This is a genomic window from Phycisphaerae bacterium, from assembly GCA_035384605.1.
Classification (GTDB): Bacteria; Planctomycetota; Phycisphaerae; order UBA1845; family PWPN01; genus JAUCQB01.
Window position 1 is genome coordinate 1 of sequence record DAOOIV010000031.1, and the last position, 21,534, is coordinate 21,534.

15 protein-coding genes are annotated in these 21,534 nt (G+C 61.5%); 8 read left to right on the forward strand and 7 right to left on the reverse strand.

Translation table 11 applies throughout. The features are described 5' to 3' along the window. Positions 1 to 451: 451 nt before the first annotated feature. Positions 452 to 1,639 (forward strand): terpene cyclase/mutase family protein, encoded by a 1,188-nt coding sequence (locus tag PLL20_09125; GenBank protein HPD30143.1) that lies wholly within the window; start codon positions 452 to 454, stop codon positions 1,637 to 1,639. Positions 1,640 to 1,781: 142 nt separating this feature from the next. On the opposite strand, the gene PLL20_09130 is transcribed toward PLL20_09125, so the two are convergent. Together PLL20_09130 and PLL20_09135 are read right to left on the reverse strand one after the other, a co-directional pair. Continuing rightward, positions 1,782 to 2,969: an alpha/beta hydrolase family protein gene (locus PLL20_09130; GenBank protein ID HPD30144.1), complete on the reverse strand. Its 1,188-nt coding sequence runs from the start codon at positions 2,967 to 2,969 to the stop codon at positions 1,782 to 1,784. Positions 2,970 to 3,088: 119 nt separating this feature from the next. Next, positions 3,089 to 4,381, reverse strand: a complete 1,293-nt coding sequence (locus PLL20_09135) for a DUF1015 domain-containing protein (GenBank protein ID HPD30145.1) — start codon at positions 4,379 to 4,381, stop codon at positions 3,089 to 3,091. Between the two features lie 187 nt (positions 4,382 to 4,568). Between PLL20_09135 and rsmG the strand changes: the two genes are divergently transcribed. Beyond that, on the forward strand, positions 4,569 to 5,282 hold the full coding sequence (gene rsmG / locus PLL20_09140; GenBank protein HPD30146.1) for a 16S rRNA (guanine(527)-N(7))-methyltransferase RsmG: 714 nt from the start codon (positions 4,569 to 4,571) through the stop codon (positions 5,280 to 5,282). 143 nt (positions 5,283 to 5,425) lie between these two features. On the opposite strand, the gene PLL20_09145 is transcribed toward rsmG, so the two are convergent. After that, a complete protein-coding gene (locus PLL20_09145; protein HPD30147.1) occupies positions 5,426 to 5,932 on the reverse strand; it encodes a phosphoribosyltransferase family protein in 507 nt (168 codons plus the stop codon). A gap of 401 nt (positions 5,933 to 6,333) precedes the next feature. Here PLL20_09145 and PLL20_09150 point away from each other — a divergent pair, with 401 nt between their 5' ends. After that, on the forward strand, positions 6,334 to 7,311 hold the full coding sequence (locus PLL20_09150; GenBank protein ID HPD30148.1) for a class I SAM-dependent methyltransferase: 978 nt from the start codon (positions 6,334 to 6,336) through the stop codon (positions 7,309 to 7,311). Here PLL20_09150 and PLL20_09155 read toward each other — a convergent pair. Beyond that, positions 7,308 to 8,363, reverse strand: a complete 1,056-nt coding sequence (locus PLL20_09155; protein ID HPD30149.1) for a DUF362 domain-containing protein — start codon at positions 8,361 to 8,363, stop codon at positions 7,308 to 7,310. The two genes, PLL20_09150 and PLL20_09155, sit on opposite strands and share 4 nt — an antisense overlap. A gap of 383 nt (positions 8,364 to 8,746) precedes the next feature. Between PLL20_09155 and PLL20_09160 the strand changes: the two genes are divergently transcribed. Then, entirely contained in the window at positions 8,747 to 10,249 is a 1,503-nt protein-coding gene (locus PLL20_09160; GenBank protein HPD30150.1) for an AAA family ATPase, read from the forward strand. 257 nt (positions 10,250 to 10,506) lie between these two features. On the opposite strand, the gene PLL20_09165 is transcribed toward PLL20_09160, so the two are convergent. From PLL20_09165 to lpxB, 3 genes are all read right to left on the reverse strand, one after another. Next, a complete protein-coding gene (locus PLL20_09165; protein ID HPD30151.1) occupies positions 10,507 to 11,550 on the reverse strand; it encodes an AI-2E family transporter in 1,044 nt (347 codons plus the stop codon). Positions 11,551 to 11,973: 423 nt separating this feature from the next. Next, positions 11,974 to 12,237, reverse strand: a complete 264-nt coding sequence (locus tag PLL20_09170; GenBank protein ID HPD30152.1) for a zinc ribbon domain-containing protein — start codon at positions 12,235 to 12,237, stop codon at positions 11,974 to 11,976. Positions 12,238 to 12,311: 74 nt separating this feature from the next. Next, positions 12,312 to 13,532, reverse strand: a complete 1,221-nt coding sequence (gene lpxB / locus PLL20_09175; GenBank protein HPD30153.1) for a lipid-A-disaccharide synthase — start codon at positions 13,530 to 13,532, stop codon at positions 12,312 to 12,314. A 241-nt stretch (positions 13,533 to 13,773) separates the two neighbouring features. Between lpxB and rpsB the strand changes: the two genes are divergently transcribed. The 4 genes from rpsB (at position 13,774) to PLL20_09195 (ending at position 21,434) form a co-directional block, all read left to right on the forward strand. Beyond that, complete coding sequence (gene rpsB, locus PLL20_09180; protein HPD30154.1) at positions 13,774 to 14,625, forward strand: 30S ribosomal protein S2; 852 nt, start codon at positions 13,774 to 13,776, stop codon at positions 14,623 to 14,625. Between the two features lie 156 nt (positions 14,626 to 14,781). Continuing rightward, positions 14,782 to 15,615 carry a translation elongation factor Ts gene (tsf, locus tag PLL20_09185; protein HPD30155.1) on the forward strand — a complete coding sequence of 278 codons (834 nt, stop codon included), beginning with the start codon at positions 14,782 to 14,784 and terminating at the stop codon, positions 15,613 to 15,615. Positions 15,616 to 16,368: 753 nt separating this feature from the next. Then, positions 16,369 to 18,570: a methyl-accepting chemotaxis protein gene (locus PLL20_09190; protein ID HPD30156.1), complete on the forward strand. Its 2,202-nt coding sequence runs from the start codon at positions 16,369 to 16,371 to the stop codon at positions 18,568 to 18,570. Between the two features lie 440 nt (positions 18,571 to 19,010). Next, complete coding sequence (locus tag PLL20_09195; protein ID HPD30157.1) at positions 19,011 to 21,434, forward strand: methyl-accepting chemotaxis protein; 2,424 nt, start codon at positions 19,011 to 19,013, stop codon at positions 21,432 to 21,434. Positions 21,435 to 21,534: the final 100 nt, after the last annotated feature.

The following is a 21,534-nucleotide window of genomic DNA, read 5'->3' on the forward strand; positions in this document are numbered from 1 at the left end:
CGGAAAGGATTCCGGGCCGAGCGGGCGAGAGTGCGGCACGGAAAGGATTCCGGGCTGAGCGGATTCATTTGGAGGCGCATGCCCACGCAAAGCCGTGGGCATGGCACCCGGCGCACTGCGATCCAGAAACATGCGCGCAAAACGCACACCAGTTGCGACGGAAGGGACTAAGGCGGACTGCCTTTTTGCGGGCCACAGCCCAAACGTTCTGCGATCCAGAAACATGCGCGTAAGCCGGACAGATATCCGGCCGTAAGGTTCTGAGAAGTGTTCGTCAAGGGCCTTGCATGGCGTTGACCGCGTCACCTGTGGCGGTCGACGTCTCATTCCTCTGCTGCGGCGGCGTTGGTTGTGCTTTGGTTTGTTGACGCCTTCGGGGGTAGAATGACCGGGTGGGGCCGTGAGCGGAGGTCCCTGGTTTGGGGGATTGGCTCGGGGAGGTTGTGTCGTCATGAGGCGGTTTTTGATTGCAGGCAGCTTGATCGTTGTCCTTTTGGGGTCGGTGGCGATTGTGCGGGCGGATACGACCTCGCCGGGCAGTCAGCCTGCGGGGCAGGTGGTTTCCAAGGAGGCGTTGCGGCAGAAGGCCATGCCGGCCATTGACCGGGCCATCAGGTACCAGTTGAGCAAACAGACGGAGAGCGGGGGCTGGGAGATCGTGCCGGGCGTGGCGGATCCGGCGGTGACCGCAATGGTGGCCCAGTGCCTGATCCAGCATCCGGATTACGGGCCGAAGCACCCGGTGGTCGAGAAAGCGATGGGATTTGTGCTTTCTTTCCAGCAACCGGACGGGGGAATCTACAGCACGCAGATCGGCTATCGCAATTACACCACCAGCGTGGTGCTGATGGCGTTGTCTTCGATGAAGAGTCCGGCCGTGAGCGATTACATAGCGGGGGCCAGGAAGTATCTCAAAGACAATCAGTGGACCGAGGGGAAGTGCGATACTGAGGGCAGGCCGATCACGCCGGATCATCCCTGGTACGGTGGGGCGGGCTACGGCCAGAGCCGGCGTCCGGACCTGTCGAACACTCAGATGATGCTTGAGGCCCTGCACCAGAGCGGCTTGCCGCCGACGGACCCAGCGTATCAGAAGGCCATCCAGTTCGTGCTCCGCTGCCAGATGTCCGAGCGGAGCAACGATCAGCCCTTTGCCAAGGGAGCTGACGACGGGGGCTTTATATACACTCCGGCCAACGGTGGGGAAAGCAAGGCGGGTACGATCATGGTCAAAGGCCGGCCGCGGCTGCGATCCTACGGATCAATGACCTACGCGGGATTCAAGAGCATGCTCTATGCGAACGTTGATCGCGACGACCCGAGGGTAAAGGCCGCCTGGGATTGGATCCGGCGCAATTACACCCTGACGAGCAATCCCAATATGCCGGGGGAGAAGTCGAAGGAGGGACTATTCTATTTCTACCATGTTTTTGCCAAGGCGCTTGAGGCGTGGGGCGAGCCGGTGCTGATTGATTCCGCCAACGTGGCTCACGACTGGCGAGCCGACCTAGTCGACCAGTTGGTCGGCGCGCAGAGGCCCGATGGGAGTTGGGTCAACGAGGCCGACCGCTGGCACGAAGACAATCCGTCGTTGGTGACGGCGTATGCGGTTTTGGCGATGCAGACGGTGATCCGATAGAGCCCTCTTAGCTCCTGGCACTTCTTGGCAATTCATCATCGAGGCCCCATCCATGCGCTGCGGCAAACGGGTGGGCCACCCGCCCACACACGGCAGGTCTTCGTGGCCGCAGGCGGCTTCGACCTGCCCTACCTGCTGATTCTCAACCCGTCTTGCTGAGCTGCGCGAAGGCGTTTCGGATGAAGGGCCATGCGCCGTCGCTGTAGTATCGATGGGGGCCGTCGCCGACGTAGAGGCTGCAGTGATCCTCGGCTTGGGCCACGCGATAGATATTTCTGAGGCGATGAAAGGCCTCGTGGACCGCGGCGATGGGGAAGATGGCGTCATCCTTGCCGGCGATGGCTCTGAACCACCGGGGCGCTATCAGACCGGCGACGTCGTACATTTCGCCTTCGCGCAGGAGTCCGGGCACGTAGTTGCACTCGCAGTGGTGAATCGAGCCGATGGAGGCCTCGAAGGTGCAGAAGTAACAACTGGGGACCGCGACGCTGATCCGTTGGTCACAGGCGGGTGCGAAAAGGCTCGTCGTGCCGCCGCCGCTGTTACCGGTGATGGCGATTCGGCGGGAGTCGATCTCGAACCGCCGCGTCGCCCAATCGATGATCCGTGAGATATCCCACACGCGATAGCCGATCATGGTCCGGCCGAAGAGGATGGCGTGCATCAGGCCGGTCCGGCAGGAGTGGACCTTGCGACTCTTGCGGTCCTCGGGGCGCATGGTCTCGCCGAAGCCCCGCGCGGTCGGATGGATGCAGAGATACCCCTCGCGCACGGCCTGAACGGCGATGTCCCGCTGACCTTCGGCAATGGATTTGCGGTCGGCGTCGCCGTCGGCAACACCCAGGTAGATCTCCGGCACGTTGTGGCCGTGGGGTGTCAGGACCAGAGGGTGCGGTCCGGCGGCGGGCTTTTCCGGAATCAGCACCCAGATGGGCAGCGGGACGCCGGGCTCGGTCCACAGGTACCATTTTTCCTGGGTATAGCCGTCCTTTGCGACGCGCTCGACTTGTTCGGCGCGGTGTTCGAAGGGCACTTCGCGTTCCATGGCGGCGATGCCGAGGAGTTCGCGGAGTCGTTGTCTGAACGAAGACTGCCATTGGCGAAACTCGTCGAGCGTGTGGGCTCGAAATGCGTGTCGGCGGGGGGTGTTTTTAAAGAGATCGCTGGTGTGCTGTTGGTCGTCGTAAACCGGACCTGCGGCGGGGCCGGTTGCGGGCGGTGTCTGGGCGGTTTGAGCCGCCTGAGAGAGTCGGACTGCTACTTGCGTAAACCCGCTCGCGGCCAGGGTCGTCTCAATGAATCTGCGTCGGCTGTATGTATCTTGTGGCATGATCGGCTCCTTTCGGAGAATGGAAGCAAACTCCCTGCCGACTGTGACTGCGGACGACTCCGTCCCCACTTGCCGACGCGATCAGGCGCACGCTGCATCGGCAGAACACGGCCCCTCGTCTACGCCAGGGGATTGATGACCAACCCCGTGGCCAACTTGGGATAGAAGAACGTGCTTTTCTGAGGCATCAGGTCGCCGGCGTGGCTGACGGCTCGCAGTTCATGCATGGTGCAGGCCTTGGTAATGAAGGCGATCCCGCCGGTCTGGCGTGCGTCTTCGATAGCAGCCTGTGTCACCTTAAAGTAACGGACCGTCGGCTCGGAGCCACCCATGGCCCGGCCGGTGATCAGTTCCTCAATCAAATAGCGATGCAGGTAAGCCAGATCCAGTCTGTGCCAAGCCTCGCTCCGATCGGGCGCCAACTGCGCCAGGACATCACGATGTAAGAATGTTCCGCTGAAAACCCGCTCGCCGCGGGGGACATAGAGGACCACATCGCAGGGGGAATCGGGCTTGAGCAGGGTCTCGGCGTCGGTTGGAGGTACTGCAACCTCCTGGAGCGCCAGGCCGGTCCGCAGCACATCGAGGATGTCATCGACCGTCAGGTAGCCGAAGCCGCTGACGGTGCGATGAGTTGGAAGGATGATGCAACCGGGATCCTCCATGGCGCAAAGTCCGACAAGAACGAAGCGGGCGGGATGGTCGTTGGGCAGCTCGCCCTCTTCCTCGATGAGGGTGTCGCGATAGTTCAGGGCGGTGCCGTAACGGTGATGGCCATCGGCGATGTAGACTGCCCGGCCGGAGAATGCCTTGCAGACCGCGTCGATCGCTGCGGGGTCTTGCAGCATCCAAAGGCGATTGTCGACTCCCTGCATGTCGGCGGTCATGTCCGGGGGACGGCTGCCGGGGTCCAGCAGTTTGCTGATGACGTTTTCCGGGTCGCTGTAGAGGCCGAAGACCGGCGACAACTGGCATTGGGTCGCCCGCATAAGCTTGAAGCGGTCCTCCTTGGGGCCGCCGAAGGTCTGTTCGTGCGGGAAGACGGTGCCTTTACCGAAGGCTTCGATGCGCATTCGGGCGAAGAACTTCTTGCGCGTGTAGGCGCGTCCGGCGTATTCGTATGCCTGATGGTAGATGTAAAGCGCGGGTTGGTCGTCCCGGACGAGCGTGCCGTCACTCTTCCAGCGGTTGAGCAGGTCGGCCGCCTGGGCGTACACGGCGTCGGGACCGGCCTTACTGGGCGGCACGTAGGGCAGGTCGACGGCGACGATGTTCTTGTCGGACCGGGCGAGCAACTCAGCTTTGTCTTCGGCCTCGAGCACGTCATACGGAGGGGCGACGAGTTTCGAGACATCGGTGGAAAAGCGCTTGGTGTCGTAACGCAGGGCGCGAAACGGGGCGATCTCCGGCACGGGTTCATCCTTTCGTATGCCACCTGGGGCATGATTATGAGAAGTCCGATTTCAGGAAGGCCCGTGGCTTGCTTGAACAGGAAGCCCGTGGCTTACCTTGGTCTCATCGGGTCAGGCGGAAAGCTTATGGGCCGGAGGGTTGTTCATCAAGTCCGGCGCTAAGTACCCGGCCGGGTCCGCGGTTATCATGCTGCGTATGGAGCCAAGCGAGCTGATGAGCGGGACGCCCGAACGGCAGGCCTTTGATGATGCGCTGATGCGGGCTTGTGGGGCCATTGGCGTGTCGCCGAGCAAGGAGCAGCGTGCGCGGATGTTTGAGCATTTCCGGCGGGTGATCGAGACGAACCGGCATTTCAACCTGACACGGATCACGTCGCCGGCCGATGCGGCGGCCAAGCATTACGCCGATTCGCTGGTATTGCTCGCGACCGCTTGGGTTCAACCCGAGCAGCCGACTCACGTTCTGGATGTGGGCACGGGTGCCGGTTTCCCGGCCGTGCCGTTGGCGATCATGTGTCCTCGGTGGCAGATTACAGCGGTGGACGGGACAGGTAAGAAGGCCCGTTTTGTCGCAGAGACGGCGACGGTTCTGGGACTGGCCAATTTGCGGGCGATTCACAGTCGGGGCGAAGATCTGGCCCGAAAGGGGGGCGGACCATTCGACGTGATCGTGGTTCGCGCGGTGGGCAAGATTGCCGAGGTGCTTCATGGACTGCGAGCGCTCATCAATCCCGGGACGTCGTTGGTCTTCTACAAAACCGACAAGATGGAGCCTGCTGAGTTATCCGATGGAATTTGCCAGGCCGGGCGGCTGGGCCTGTTGCCGGCCGAGCCGTTCGGGATCGAGCTACCCTCGCCCGACGGCGTGATGTGCCGGCGGTTGATCAGGTTCGGGCCATGAGGCCGTGCTTGCCCTGCGTCAGCGGGCGGGGCCCTGTACAGTCTCTTGCGGAGTTCGATCCGGTCGGCACGGCTTTGACACCAACGCAGGCAGCGCCGATTTGCGCATCGTGCGTGAGCGCCGTATTCTTCTCCTGCGTTCCCCTACGCGATCGGTTGATCCGCCTCGGTTTTCGCCACCACCGCCGCATAGACAGCCGCCGCGCCGGCCTTCTTGAGGACGCGGGCGATCTCATTGATGGTAGCTCCGGTTGTGCAGACGTCGTCGATGATACAGAGTCGAGCACCGGCCGGTCGTGCCCGCGGATGAAGCTTGAACACGCCGCGAACGTTTCCAGGTCGCAGCGAGGCGGGCAGATCCATCTGGTTGTATTTCTTTCCGATCACGCGGATGAGGGGAAGGACCGGGATATGCAGTTCGCGGCCCGTGGCTCGTGCGAGCTGTGCCGCAGGGCGGAAGCGATACCGAAGCCGATTGTACCACGTCGTGGGTACGGGCACGAGGGCATCGATCTCCCGGTTCCAGCCGCGGCCTTCGATGGCCGACTTGATGAGCCTGGCCAAAGGCCGATCGAGGTGCTGATTACGGCCGAACTTGTACTTGGTCACCATCTGACGGAGGATTCCATTGTAGGGTCCGACACGAGCCATGCGGTCCACGAACAAGCGGGTATCACGGCAGGCGGCGCAACCGGAAGCATCCAAGAGATAGGGTCCGACTGATTGCCCGCAGCGGGAGCAGTAACGATCCGGGGGCGTCACGGACTCCAATAGGGTCATGGCACAGGCGGGGCACCAGACGTCATCCGAGGCCGAGAGGGTTCGGTTGCAGGCTGGACAAGCCCGCGGCATAAGCAAGTCGAGCAGCGATGCCCAAACTCGTGTGGACGAGGACATGGCGGCGGTATTTTCATGCCATCGGGGGAATGACGCAAGATGCTGCGGCGTCGCGCAACCAGGCCGGTACGGACTTGCTGGACAATCCGATTGCCGCGTCTGTAGCATCCGGAGGGGTTGTGTCCTGGCGGGACGCAGGGGCAGTGGAGGTCTTGATGAGCCCGGCGTACAGAAGCGAGATCGAGCGAGCGCTCAGACTGCGACGGCGGTTGCTGGAGGACGATTCCCTGGAAGCGGTACGGATCCTCAATGGTGCAGCGGATGGCGTGCCCGGACTGGTCATGGAGAAGCTGGGGCCGGTGCTGATGGCCCAGTTGCACGAGCAGCGGCTTGCCATGGGCGAGGACGCGGCACGAGCGATCGCCGAGCAATTATGTCGGCGGCTGGGGGCGACGGCTGTGTATCGCAAGTGGTTCGTGCGCGAGCGGGGGCGTCTTGATCGGAGAATTGCGGCGGCTCACACGAACCCGGAGCCGTGGTTCGGGCAGCGGGCTGCCGATGAGTATGCCGTTTGGGAGCATGGGCTGCAGTTCCTAGTCCGGCCTTATGACGGCTTTGCCTATGGGTTATTTCTGGACCATCGCGACAACCGGAAGCGGGTGCGCGAGCTTTCAGCGGGTCGGCGTGTTCTCAATCTGTTCGCGTACACATGCGGCTTTTCGGTGGCTGCGGCCGTCGGAGGGGCGACCCAGGTGGCGAGCGTGGACGCTCACAAGCGATACCTCGAGTGGGGCAAGAGAAACTTCGAGATCAACGGGGTGGCTCTTGGGCCTCATCGATTCTTTTGCAGCGACATTTTTGACTTCTATAAGCGGGCCCGCCGGCAGGGGCTGCGATATGATCTGATCATCCTTGATCCGCCTACATTCTCCCGGCAGCGACAGCCACGCCGTGTGTTCGTGCTCGAAGAGCAGCTTGAAGCCCTGTGTACGGGGGCGATTGAACTGTTGGAGCGGGACGGCCTGCTGCTGTTAGCCACCAACGATCGCGGGCTCAGCAGACAGCGACTGGAGCAGGCAGTTCAGAAGGCGGCCGGGAGCCGGAGATGCGAGATTATTGAACGGCCCGGACTTCCGATCGATTTTGCGGGCGATCCGGACTACTCGAAGACGATCATTGGCCGGGTGGGTTAGGAGCGGGTCATCCACTTGTACTGCTCTTCGACGCGGTCGTGAGGGCGATAGTGCCGGACATGGTCGGTCACTTTTTCGCCGAGGATCTCTATGCGCGACAGATCGCCCTCGCCGAGACCAGCCTTGGCGGCGAATGAGAGATAGCCGACTTTGTTAAAGTCGAACCCCATCAGTTCGGTAGCGACGCGGTCGGCCGCCAACCAGTCAGTGCTGACGACGGCCACTTTATGATCGACGGGCGTGCCGCCGACCGGGCCGTTGTGTTCCATGCCCTGGAAGCCGTCGAGGACCGACAGGTCGGGGTGCAAGCGCCGGGCAAGTTGGAAGAGGTTAAGGTTGATGGCTTCGTTGGCCGGCCCGCCGTGGATAATCATCTTGTCGTTCGAACCGCTGTCGGGCACACCCCACCGAAAGGTCTTGTCTTTCTTGGCGGCCCCGACGACGACGTTTTTGAGTGACAAGGTGACGACGGCCCGGTCATGGGTCTTGAGGATTGCCGCCGAGACGATGTAGGTCTCGGGATTCAGAAGCAGATCGGACATGCGGACGGCCTGGGGATGAAAACGATGATCGGACACGTAGACGATCGTCGAAGGCTCATCGTCGAAGTCCAGGAAGCGGACCTTGTGCTTGCGTGCCAGCCGGTCGTAGCCGTAGTTCGAGAAGCCTTCATGCGAGGATCCCGAGGCGGAGGAGTCAGCGATGATGAACTCATCCTTGTGAAAAGCGGAGAGGAAATCGAGAACGGCCTCGAGACAGTCCGCGTGGGTTGCGGCCAGTTGTCTACCGGTCGATACGATGTTTGGTTTGAGCAGGACGCGCTTCTTGCGGGCGAGCGTCTCGCGGATCTGGGGCTCCATCAGCCTGAGGGCACGGTGGATGTTGTCGCCTCGGCTTTCGCCCGTTGTCAGGGCGACGCGGCTTGTTTGGGTCGGGCGAGACTGTGCTGAGAGGGGGCGCGGCAGGAAGCCGAGGGCCATGCCGCCAAGCGCGGCGCGGCCCACCTGGCGAAGGAATTGGCGACGGCTGTCGTGATGTGAATGGATCATCATAGCGAGGCTCTCCGGCCGGTGAGGAACAGAGTCAACGTTTGCGACTTGTTCATGTAATCTCGTGCGGGGCGTGCTGTCAAGGACGGTTGTCGCGGCATGGCGAGGCGGTGATTCGGGTGTGCATCGCTGCAACGGTGGCACACGCGTTGACGGTGCCGCACGGAGGGCAGCATCGAGGTCGGCACAGCGGTAGAGACTGGCCGCGTTCCACATCCAGGACCGGCAGGTCTCCGCCACCTTTGGTGGCTCCGACCATGCCCTACCTTTCATCCATTCGTAGGCCCTTCCGCAAGACGCGGGCGTTTACTTGTCGGTGCGGTGTGGTATGCTTGAAGATGGTGGGCGGCGATCCCTGCCGGGCCCGGCAATGAGGGCATCTGTTCATGACCGACCGCGAACAATTGGAGCTGCTAATCCACGCGGGGCACCCATTGATTTCGGTGGTGACCGGCGAGGAGGAATCTGCTGTCAACCTGGTTCGTGAAGTGGCCTTCGACATGGCCCGGGACCTAGCGGGGCTGGGCTTGTGGCAGTGGTCGGTCGCCTCGGGATTGCGGGATGGCCTGGTCGACGCGGGCAAGCGTGTGACTACCACGGAGAACGCGGCGGTCGCCCTTGCGCAGCTCACTCAGCTTCCTGGACGCTACATCTGCGTGATGCTTGATCTTGGTCCGCACCTATCCGACGCGAAGACGCTGCGGTACTTCCGCGAAGCAGTCTGTCATTGCCGTCAGACCGGCAGTCACATGGTGCTGATTGACTACGCCGACCAACTGCCTTCGGTTGTAGCGATGGAGGCGGCGCGTTTCGAGGTTTCGCTGCCCAGTGAAACGGAGCTGGATTGCATCATCCGAGAGGTTGTTCGTCGTCTTCACCGTCGGGAGCCGATCGAAGTGGACCTGACGCGCCGCCAGCTCCAGACGATCATCCGCAACCTTCGCGGCCTGACCCGACGGCAGGCCGAGCGAATCATCACCGAGGTCGTCCTGGAGGACCATCGCCTGGATGCTTCGGACATCAACGGCATTCTGGCCGCCAAGCGGCGCACCCTGGACAGCGGGAGACTGCTGGAGTACGTGGAGGCCCCGGTGGACCTGTCCGAGATCGGCGGCCTGCGGCGTCTCAAGCATTGGTTGAAGCTCAGGCAGCAAGCAATGTCGGATGAGGCTGCCAAGTTCGGCATCACTGCCCCGCGGGGCGTTCTGATGCTTGGCGTGCAGGGTGCCGGCAAGAGCCTGTGCGCCAAGGCCATTGCGACGGCCTGGCAGCGGCCCCTCATGCGGATGGATGTCGGTGCCTTGTATGACAAGTACATCGGCGAGTCGGAGCGGCGGCTCCGCGACGCCCTGAAGCAGGCCGAAAGCATGGCCCCGATCATCCTGTGGATTGACGAAATCGAGAAGGCGTTTGCCTCGGCGGCCTCGCGAAGCACGGATGGCGGGTTGTCGCAGCGGATGTTCGGCTCGCTGCTGACCTGGATGCAGGAGCACCGAGCGCCGGTGTTCCTGGTCGCCACGGCCAACGACATCGAGGCCCTGCCGCCGGAGCTCTTGAGAAAGGGGCGATTTGACGAGATCTTCTTCGTTGATCTGCCGGAGGCGTCGACCAGGCGGGAGATCTTTGCCATTCATCTGCGAAAACGCGGCCGCGATCCGGAAAAGTTCGATTTGGACAAGCTGGCCGAGCGGTCGGAAGGATTCAGTGGCGCGGAGATCGAGCAGGCCGTCGTTTCCGGGTTGCATCATGCGTTTGCAGAAGGGGCGGCCTTGGACACAGACCGGCTCTTGCAGGCCTTGGAGCAATCGCCGCCGCTTTCGGTGACGATGGCCGAAAGCGTCCAGGCTCTGCGTCAGTGGGCCAAAGGGCGCTGCATGCCGGCGGATTGACGGGTACTGACGGTTTCCCGAGTTGAAGGCGGATGAATGGACCGGAACGCAACCTGGCGAGGATGAGCCATGAGCATGCGGCGGGATTTGTCAAACACCCCGGTTTCGAGGAAATGACCAATACCCAAGCACCAATGACCAAGGGAGTCTGAAGCCCGAATGGCCAAACCAAGCTATCAATGGTCAGTCTTCAGCCCTGCCGAAGGCTCCGCACTGAGCACTGACGACTGACAACTGATGCCCGACCGCTTCCCCCGTCATCCTGACTTTCCCATCCGCCTCTGTGCCAGTCGCGTCTTATTCCAGTGATCGAGAAGCCGCAAGCCGACAACCAGGAGGACGGGGCCGAGAAAGACGCCGATGAAGCCGAAGGCGATCGCTCCGCCCAGGACACCCAATAAGACCAACACGAAGGGCATGCGGCTGCCCTGACTGATGATCATCGGCTTGATGACGTTGTCGACGCTGCTGACCAGCAGTCCCCAGCACACCATAAAGATGCCCCAGCCCAGCCACCCTTTCCAGAAAAGCCAGATCGCGGCCGGGACCCAGACGAGTGGGGGACCCATCGGCACCACCGAAAGAAAGAATGTCAGCAACGCGAGCAGCCCGGCACCGGGAATGCCCGCGATGAGAAAACCGATACCCGCGATGACGCTCTGGGCCAGGGCAGTGCCGAGGATGCCGTAGACGACCCCTCGAACCGTCTTTGCAGCGACGTCGACTAGTTCACGAGTCTGGGCGCCGACGATGTGTTCGGTGGCTTCGACGAATCGCTGAGCGACGACCGCACCATCACGGAAAAGGAAGAAGGCGATGAAGATACTGAGGGCCAGCTCGGCGACGCCTTTCATGAAATGCACGCTGCCGGCGAGCAGCGCCGAAGTGACCGGCTCAACGAAAGGCTTGAGTCGCGAGGTAAGTTGGGCGCTGTCCGAAGCGAGATCTCGCCATGTGTCGGCCGCATGCGAACCGATCAGAGGAAGCCGCTCAACCCACCCGGGAGGCTCCAGGGGCGGTAACCCCAGGAATTCGCGAAGGCCAGAGCCCAAAGCCCGCACGTCGTCGGCCAGGCTAAGCCCGATCAAAACGAACGGGGCCAAAAGGATGAGGATGATGCACACCGTCAGAATCGCGGCGGCCAGGCCGCGACGACCGCGAAGAAGGTCCGCAAGTCGGGAGCAAATCGGCCAACTCGAGATGCACAACACGATGGCCCACAGGATCGCGGAGATGAACGGCCGCAAGACCAGGACGCAGCCGATGAGCAGCAGGCCGAGGACCACCAGCCTTAAGGTCAATGTGGTGGCCGGTTCCTTCGGTGCCGACAGATCATCTTTCCGTTGGTTTCGCTCCTGTTGGTTCATGACCCCAGATAATAAGGATTCTTGTTCGTGTGTCGACCGGTTTCCCCTCGTGCGTGGCCATCATTTGGAGTGGCTGGGGTTGCCGGACCCTGTTAGGGCGGCCGCCGGGACTTGTTTCGGCCTTCCGCACTCCGCCGCCCATTGCAGAACGTAGTAGAACACGGGGGTCAGGAAGATCCCGCACAGGGTCGCGCCGAGCAGGGCAAACGAGATGCTGAGCGGGCGATCAAGCTTGGGAGAGCCAGAGAAGCGGGTGCAATGAGAACGAGGCCGACAGCCCCGAAAGACGATGTAGCGGACCTTGAGTCTCCACGAAAGGGTCCGCGCCTCAAGCACTGCGGAGCCGCGCGGTGCCGCTCATGTGGTTTTTCGGAAACGGCCGCCGCCTTCATTGACCAACTTGGTAAAGCCCTTGCTCTTGAGGTTCTTGTCGCTGAGCATGGACTTGACGGATTGGGCGGTCGAGACCGCACACAACGAGATGACCCGTTCAACCGGGTTGCCGCACCTTGGGCAGGCAGCTAACGGCTCCTCGCTCATGGATTGGCGAATTTCGAATCGCTCGCGGCAGTAGTCGCAAGCCTTTTGTCCGTCTGCTGCGCGATACTCGTAAGTCGGCATGCGGTCGCCCACAGAAAACCATCTCGCGGGATGCCTCGCCCGGCCTCTTCCGGCGCGAGTTCTTACGAGCCACCTCAGCCCGCGTCACTATTATTATACGACGCAGCCGGTTCAGAGCCGATCATCTCCACGGCCATGCGGGCGGCTTGCTCGGCTGCCCGCGAGGTGCCCAGGGAATTCACGATCCTGGCCAGATCGGTTTTGATCGCTTCCTGTCGAGCCGGGTTGGCGAGGATATCGAGGGCTTCGGCGGCGATGGGCTCGGTGGAATCATAGTAGGGCATGAATTCGGGCACGATTCGACGGCCGGCGAGGATATTCACCAGGGAAAGATGAGGCGTAGTGATGAGGTGTCGCCCGACCAGGCGGTAGCCCCACTTGGATCCGTTGTACATCACGATCATCGGGACCCCGTGGCAGGCCACTTCGAGAGTAGCTGTGCCTGAAGCACAGAGGGCCAGGTCGGAGGCGGACAGCATTTCGGGCAGATGACCGATCTCGACGCGGCAGTTGAGGTTGTCGGTGGGCAGGAACTCACGAATGATGGCCGAGGCACGGGCATCAGCGGCCGCAAAGAGGAATACGGCGCGGGGATGGTGCTCAGCGATGGTTCGGGCCACCTCGATTTGGCCTGGGAGCACCTCCTGGATCACATGGGACCGCGACCCCGGCAGGCACGTGACGACGGGCGAACCGGCCTGGCGCATGGCCGCAAGCAGCGTATGATCCGGGTTGTAGTCGGCAAGCTGCTCGACCAACGGATGGCCCACATACCTGGCGTCGACGCCTCGCTGTCGGAAGTAGCCTTCTTCAAAGGGCAGGATGGCTGCGACCCGGTTCACACGGCGTCGGAGGCGGCGAATCCGCCAGGGAGCCCAAGCCCACAGTTGTGGGGCGATATAGTACAGGACGGGACATCCGGCCTTTCTAAGTCTTTTAGCCATCGGAAGATGCAGCGCTGGAGAGTCCACGACGATAGCCAGATCGACCGGGGTGGCCGCAAGTATTCGGGAGATTTGGCGCATGAGCCGCCGCGCATGGCGCAGCAGTCGGAGGGCACCGACCAACATGGCTGATTTTGACGTCAAATCGTCAATAGCCAGGCAGCCTGCGGCCTGCATTGCCGGTCCAGCGACGCCGAAAAGGTGGGCCTTGGGGCAAAGACGGCGAATTTCCCGGACCAGACCGGCCGCATGGCGATCGCCGCTCGGTTCAGCCGCCGAGATGAAGATTCTGGGTCTGGCCGGCGGGGAGCACGATGGTTTGGCATCTTTGTCGGACTCGGGCACGGTCATCGGTATATCAGCGGTCGGGGGGCGGGTCAAACCCGAGGGAAGGGGGGCTGGCGGGACTGCATGTCTGCGGGTAATATAGATCGCTTCCTGTATCGCCCCTGGCTGTGACTTTTCGGCGAAAGGGGTGAGCCTGCCTCGCAGTGGGGCGGGTGTGGGTATGGAGCGCGGGAGGTCCGCGCGCCCGGTGAAGTTGCGCGACGCTTCATCGAGTCAGCAGGTCGGTCGCAAGCGGAGGTGTCGTTTGGCGTCAGAGTTCGTTCGTAAGCTCATCGATTCAGGGATCCATTTCGGTCATCGGACGAGTGCCTGGAATCCCAAAATGCGTCCATACATCTTCGGGACGCGCAATCAGATCCACATCATTGATATTCGCGAGACGATCAAGGGCATTTTGTGCGCCAAGAAGTTCGTCGCGAATGTTGTTGCCAAGGGGCAGGATGTTCTGTTCGTGGGGACTAAGCGTCAGGCCCGCTATGCCGTGATGGATGCCGCCAAGCGCACCGGAATGCATTATGTGTCGGAGCGATGGCTGGGTGGGACGCTGACCAACTACCGGACGATTCGTTCGCGGCTGGCTCGGCTGGAGGAATTGGAGGCGATTGAAGCGGAGGGGATGGCGGGGAAGTACAGCAAGAAGATGATTGCGACGCTCACGCGGGAGCGACGGAAGATCAAGCGGAACCTGGAAGGCATCCGGAGCATGACGAAGCTGCCGGGCGTTGTGGTGGTGATCGATGTTCGGCGCGAGTATATCGCCTGTCTTGAAGCTCGCAAACTCAAGATTCCCGTGATTGGCTTGCTTGATACAGACTCGGATCCCGACTACGTGGATATCGCGATACCGGGTAACGACGACGCGATGCGAGCGATCGAGCTGGTTTGCGAGGCGATGGTAGAGGCGATTGAGGAGGGTAAACGGGCACGGCCCGCGGAGGGTGCCGGCGAGGCTGCCGCAACCCGGGGGACTGCGGGTGCGAAACGATCGAGCCGCGCAGCGGCGCCGGCCGAGGAGGCCGGCGAGTCTACCGCGCAAGAGGGCGACGAAGCCGCGAGCGGCCAGCCGGTGACGGATTCGGCCGTGGCCTCGACATAGGATAAGAGATCCACGCGCGGCGGCCGGGCGAACCATGCCTGCGCCGTTTCTGATGTCGTTCATGATGGTCCAGGTGTACTTGGGTTTTCCGGCACAGGTGACTGGGGACCTGGGTCGGGTATGGGTGTGTGTAGCACGCAAGGAGCAAGCAAGCACATGGCTGAGATTACCGCAGCAATGGTCAAAGATCTGCGCGAGCGCAGCGGTTTGCCGATGATGGACTGCAAGAGAGCGCTGGAGGAGGCCAGTGGCGACGCCACGAAGGCGCTGGAACTGCTTCGTAAGCGGGGGGCGGCCGCGGCGGAGAAGAAGGCAGGCCGTGCCATGGGCGAGGGGCGCATGGGCATGTACGTCGACCCGGCCAAGGGGGTCGCGGCCTTGGCTGAACTGAGCTGTGAGACGGCACCGGTGGGCAGGAACCCGGAGTTCATCGCGCTGGCCAACAAGATTGCGAAACACGCGGCCCTAACGGGCAATGCGGATGCAGCGACCATCGGAGCCGAGCAATTCGTCGATGATCCGAGCCAGACCGTACAGGATCTGCTGATCGATGTTCTGAACCGAATTCGGGAGAACATGAAGATTGCCCGGGTGGCGAGGGTCCGGGGGCGTGCCGCCGGCTATGTGCATCACGACGGCAAGCTGGGTGTTCTGCTGGTTGTTGAAGGCTCCGGAGGCAGTGAAGCCCTGCTCAACGACCTCTGCATGCACATCGCGGCAATGGCTCCCAAGGCGTTGCGACGCGAGGACCTGCCGGCCGAGTTGGTTGAAAAGGAAAAGGAGATCCAGCGGGCCCAGATCATTGCTTCAGGGAAGCCGGAGAACATGGTCGACAAGATTCTCATCGGGAAGATGAACCGCTATTTCAGCGAGCAGGTTCTGCTCGAGCAGCCCTTCGTGAAAGATGACAAGAAGACTGTCGGCAAGGTCCTTGAAGAGGCCGGTCTTAAGGCGGTCACTTTTCTCCGCATGCAGGTAGGCGGTGCGTGACCGGGGCGGTCGTCCTGAGCACTGCGTATAGCGGCGCCGGCAGTCAAGGAACGAGGAATAGAAGCGCACTCCGCGCATGAACGGGCCGCGTTCCATCCCATTCTGCAACCAAGGACCCAGCGGTTTTCGGCGAAGGGCCACCGGGAATTGCCGGGCAGCTTTCTTCTTGTGAACAGTCTACTCTCGCAAAGGCACCCATATATAGGGATCTGTCGTGGTTGTGCGTCAGGGTTTTGCTGCAGCCGTCGTGCGAGGTGGGTCCGATAAAAGAGGCCGATCTATTCTGAGATGAGGTGGCGCAACAGGTCTCCAGCAGGCTTGGCGAGGTGGAGGTGAGCCACAGCATCGGGGATTTCCCTGAGTTGCTAAAGAAGTTCGACCCGGAGGCGATTCATATATCAGCGGTCCCGGGGTTCGTCCGTTCATCGGGAAAAGGCTCAGTGCCATACGGGCGAACAGTCCGGCTTGCGGGGCGGTGCGAACGCTTGGAAGTAAGTTCTGAGGCTTCGAGGCGGTCTGCGGCTCCGGTTGTCAGATCGTAAGCGTCTGAGGCGGATCAGCTTTTGCGGTCCGCAGCCGAATCGCACGGTGATTCGAGAGAATGCGCGCAAGCCGCATTGATCTCTGGGCGTAGAGTTCTGAGGCAGATGAACAAAACGGCTCGTGCCGGCCGCTAGTGCGGTTCCAGACTGTGATCACCTGTAGCCAGCGTTCTGGCTGGATGCTGGGCATGCTTGAGAAAGGGCACGTGAGATGAAACTAAGGTCAAAGATCGTATCGTTGGGTGTCACGGGTGTTTTCTTAACGGCCGCCGTGCTGGTGGTTCTCGTGCTGGTGCAGAAAGGCCGGGTGAGAACTCAGTTGGTGGAGGAATTGGATAAGCAGGCTCGCAACGAGTGTGCCGCCGTCGCCAAGGGCGTGTATCAGATGTTGCGGGCCCAACAAGCGAGCCTGAATCTGAAGCTTGAAAGCGACCTCAAGGTGGCCGGCAGAGTGTTAAGGCAGGCAGGCGAGATCACGTTTGCCCCGGAGAAGGTTACCTGGGACGCGGTCAATCAGTTGACGAAGCAGCCGACGAAGGTCGAACTACCCAAAATGATGGTTGGGCAGAACTGGCTGGGACAGAACTTTGACTCCAAGCAGCCCGCGCCCGTCGTCGACGAAGTCAAGTCGCTGGTGGGTGGGGCGTGCACGATATTTCAGCGGATGAACGAGGCCGGCGACATGCTGCGCGCCTGCACCAACGTGACTGCGGCAGATGGCAAGCGGGCGATCAGCACGTACATTCCGGCGGTTGAGCCTGACGGCAAGCCCAATCCGGTGGTTACCACGGTGCTGCAAGGCAAGACATATGTCGGGCGGGCGTTTGTGGTCAATGCCTGGTTCCATACGGCTTATGAACCGATCTTCGATGCGAACAAGAACGTGATAGGCGCCCTGTTTGTCGGTGTTCCACAGGAAAGCGTCAAGGAGGTCCGCGACAGCATCATGAAGACCGTTGTCGGCAAGACCGGCTATGTCTACATCCTTGGCGGCACGGGCGATCAAAAGGGCAAGTATATCGTTTCTCTGGGCGGCAAGAGAGACGGTGAGAACATCTGGGAGGCCAAGGATGCGGACGGGCATTTGTTCATCCAGTCGATTATCAACAAGGCGCTGGTGCTGAAGGACGACAACTGCGATTTCGAGCGATATCCCTGGAAGAACGAGGGGGATGTTACGGCCCGGTACAAAATCGCGGCCATCAGTTACTTCCAGCCCTGGGACTGGGTCATTGGGGCAGGCGCTTATGAAGACGACTTTCAGGATGCCATTGCGAGTATGGACCGGGCCCTGATGTCCATGCTGTACTGGACGATCGGCGGGGCGGTGTTGACGTTCGTTCTGTGCGGGCTGCTGTCGGGCTTCTCGGCTCACCGGATCGTCACTCCGTTGCGGCGGGCAGCGGCGGCATTGCAGGACATTGCCCAAGGCGAAGGCGATCTGACCCGTCGTCTGGAGGTTCACACGAGCGACGAGGTTGGAGACGTGGCCAAGTGGTTCAACACGTTCGTGGAGAAGTTGCAGCGGATCATCGGCGAGATTGCGGTCAGCGCCAGGACGCTGGCCGGCTCATCGACGGAGCTGTCGGCCACGGCCACCCAGTTGGCCAGCGGTGCGGAAGAAACGACGGCGCAGTCGGCGACGGTGGCCGCCGCCGCCGAGGAGATGGCGACCAACATGAACAACATGGCCGCGTCCACCGAGGAGATGTCGGCCAACGTCAAGACGGTTGCGGCAGCCATCGAGGAGATGACCGCGAGCATCGGCGAAGTGGCCAGGAACGCGGAGCAGGCCGCGACGGTGGCCAGCCAGGCGGCGCAACTGGCCGCGGTGGGCAATGAGAACATCAGCCAATTGGGTACCGCCGCCGACGAGATCGGCAAGGTCATCGGGGTCATTCAGGATATTGCCGAGCAGACGAACCTGCTGGCCCTGAACGCGACGATCGAGGCGGCCCGCGCTGGGGATGCCGGAAAAGGTTTTGCGGTCGTGGCCACCGAGGTCAAGGAACTGGCCAAGCAGACTGCGGAAGCCACGGAAGACATTCGCAAGCGAATCGAAGGGATCCAGTCGTCCACCGGCAGTGCGGTGCAGTCGATCAATGAAATCAGCGGCGTGATCGCCAAGGTCAACGAGGTGTCGAGCACGATTGCCTCGGCGGTCGAGGAGCAGAGCACCACGACGAAGGAGATTGCCCAGAACATCGGCCAGACGGCCAGCGCGGCGGAGACGGTGTCGCAAGGAGTCGCTCAGTCTGCCGCGGTGAGCAAGGAGATCACCAAGAACATTGCGGGCGTGGACCAGGCCGCCAAGCAGACGGCGCAGGGTGCGGCGCAGACTCAGGCCGCAGGCAATGACCTGTCGAAGTTGGCCGAACAGTTGCAGGGCCTGGTGGGGCAGTTCAAGGTCTAGCGGGATCCGCTCGATCGGCCGGAGCAGGCCGTTTGGTCCAGACTGACCATATTGCAGGGGCCGTCCGAGTGATCGGGGGGCCCTGTTTCATTGCTGAGGACGGCAAGCCATCGTTGGCAGCTACTGGTGAGACACAGTCTGAGATTCGGGTTGGTCAACAGTAGCGTACGTTATCGGGCCTCTTATCTCTACCATTTCAAGCAAGCACCACGGATTTGCCAAGCCCGCCATCACAGGGTGCTCAAGTCAGAGAAGGTCTCAGTCGAACTACGGATGGGTCTCAGGGGAAACCCTGAGGCGAAAGGCACACTTCGTGGTTGTACTGCACATCCTGGGTTGCCGTGTGCGGTCGTGCAAGGCTGATCGTGTGGGGGTTGGCTGCTGCCGCGATGTGTTCGGAATGCTGAGATCGGCCGGGCGACCAGATAGGGAGACTTGCGATGCTCAAGAACGTGAAGATCGGAACCAAGCTGGTTGGCGGGTTTGTGCTTGTTGCTCTTCTGCTTGCAGGCATCTGGGGTACGGGCGTTTGGGGGCTCACGAAGGTGGGGCACGATCTGCGCGTAGTCAGCGATCAGTGTTTGCCGAGCGTTGACGGCCTGGGTACGGTCGCGAAGAGCCTCGAGTCCGTGCGTGTTGCTCAGCGGACGCTGCTGAGTACTCACCTGAGTGCGGAGGATTGGAAGAGGCAGATCGACAATATCAACAAGGCTAATGAGGGTTACGCGGCGTCCTGGAAGACCTATGAAAACCTGCCGAAGACCGCGGAAGAGGCGGAGCTGTGCAAGCAGTTTGCCGAGGCTGAAAAGGCATGGAGAGAATCGAGTGAGAGCTTTCTAAAAGCCGCTACCGATCTCAAAGCCAAGGACATCGGTGACCCAGCCGTTTTGCTTGCCAGCATTCAGCAATTCACGGGAGACCACTACAAACTGGTTATGAACCTTCAGAGCCTGGTATACAACAACGAGGCGTTCGAGGGAGGGCACGATCCGGCGGCGTGCAATTTCGGCAAATGGATGGCTTCACTGAAGACTGCGAACCCGGAGCTCAAGAAGATACTTGCCGACGTGCAGGAGCATCACAACGCTTTTCACGGCTGCGTGGCGAAGATACGAGATCTTGTGGCCAAGGCCGATAAGGAAGGGGCGGCGAAGATTCTCCACGGCGAGATGGCGAATGCGATGAAGGAGGTTTTCGGCGAGTTCGCAAACATGCGGGCCGAAGCACAAAAAAGCGTTGATTTCTACAATACGATGCACGATCTCGCCATGGTTGAATGCCGAGCCAAGCAGGAGGCCGTGCTCAAGCCGCTGTCGAGGCTGATCGAGTTGAACAGCACAAGGGCCGAGGCGCAAAGCGCCCAAGGCAAAGCGAATTCGCGGTTGGCCATGGTTACATCGGGGGTGGGCGCCCTGATCGGCGTCGGCCTGACGCTGGCCTTGGGCTTCAGCCTGACTCGCGGAATCACTCGCCCGCTCAAGCAGGCGGTAGGTTTGGCGAAGGGCATTTCGGAGGGTGATCTGACTCAGCGACTCAGCCTGAATCAGGAGGACGAGGTGGGTCAGTTGGTCACGGCGATGAACGGCATGGCGGCTCGGTTGTGTGAGATCATGCACGACATGAACGAGAAGGGAAGCATGTTGTCTTGCGCGGCTATCGAGCTCTCCGCCACCTCCACTCGGCTGGCCAGCGGAGCGGAGGAAACCACGGCGCAGTCGGCGACGGTGGCCGCTGCCGCGGAGGAGATGGCGACCAATATGAACAGCATGGCGGCTTCCGCGGAGGAGATGTCCAATAGCGTCAAGGCGGCGGCAAGCGCGGTGGAGGAGATGACCGCCAGCATCGGCGAGGTGGCCAGGAACGCCGAGCAGGCCGCCACCGTGGCCGAGAATGCCGCGGTTCTCGCGAAAGCCAGCAATGAAAGTATCAGCAATCTGGGGGCCGCGGCAGACGAGATCGGCAAGGTCATTGAGGTCATTCAAGACATCGCGGACCAAACCAACCTTCTGGCTCTTAATGCGACGATTGAAGCGGCAAGGGCGGGCGAAGCCGGCAAGGGCTTTGCGGTGGTCGCCACCGAGGTCAAGGAACTGGCCAAGCAGACCGCGGAAGCCACGGAGGATATTCGCAGGCGGATCGAGGGCATCCAGTCGTCGACCGTCAGCACAGTCGAGTCGATCGGGCAGATCAGCGGCGTGATCGCCAAGGTGAACGAGGTTTCGCGGACGATCGCGTCAGCGATGGAGGAGCAGAGCATCGCTACAAAGGAGATTGCCTCAAACGTGTCTCAGACGGCCGTAGCCTCGGGCAATGTGTCTGCAGGCGTGACGCAGTCGGCTGCCGCCAGCCGTGAGATTACCGAGAACATCGCGGGCGTGGATCTGGCGGCGAAACAGACCGCTGAAGGGGCGGCGCACACTCATGCGGCGGGAGCGCAACTTCAGAAGGTGGCCGAAGAGTTGCAGCGGCTTGTCGGACAATTCAACATCGGCCAGACCGAATTCAGCGCAGCCCCTATCAAGGCGGCCCACAGTGAGTGGAAACGCAAACTGGCCGAGTTGCTAGCCGGACAAGCGTCGCTCGATCCGTCGGAGGTCACGGATCATCATAGTTGCCAGTTTGGGAAGTGGTATTTTGGCGAGGGGATGCAGCGATTCGGACATCTTTCTTCGTTCAAGAGCATCGACGCACAACACGCGGAAGTCCATCGAGTGGCCAAGGAGATCGCGCATTCCTATAAGGAAGGACACAAGAACAAGGCGGCAGAACAGTTCCGCGAGTTTTACGCACTGACGGCCGAGTTGTTTGCCAAGCTTGACCGATTTGAAGAAGAGGCCAAGCGAGGGGCCGCCGTTTCGGTTTAGGGGGCTCGGCCGGAACGGGGCCGGCCTGCAGGCGGTCCATTGGACCGGCAAGACGCCTGTCCCGCACAAGGTTCCGTATGAGTCCATCAGTATCCTCTTG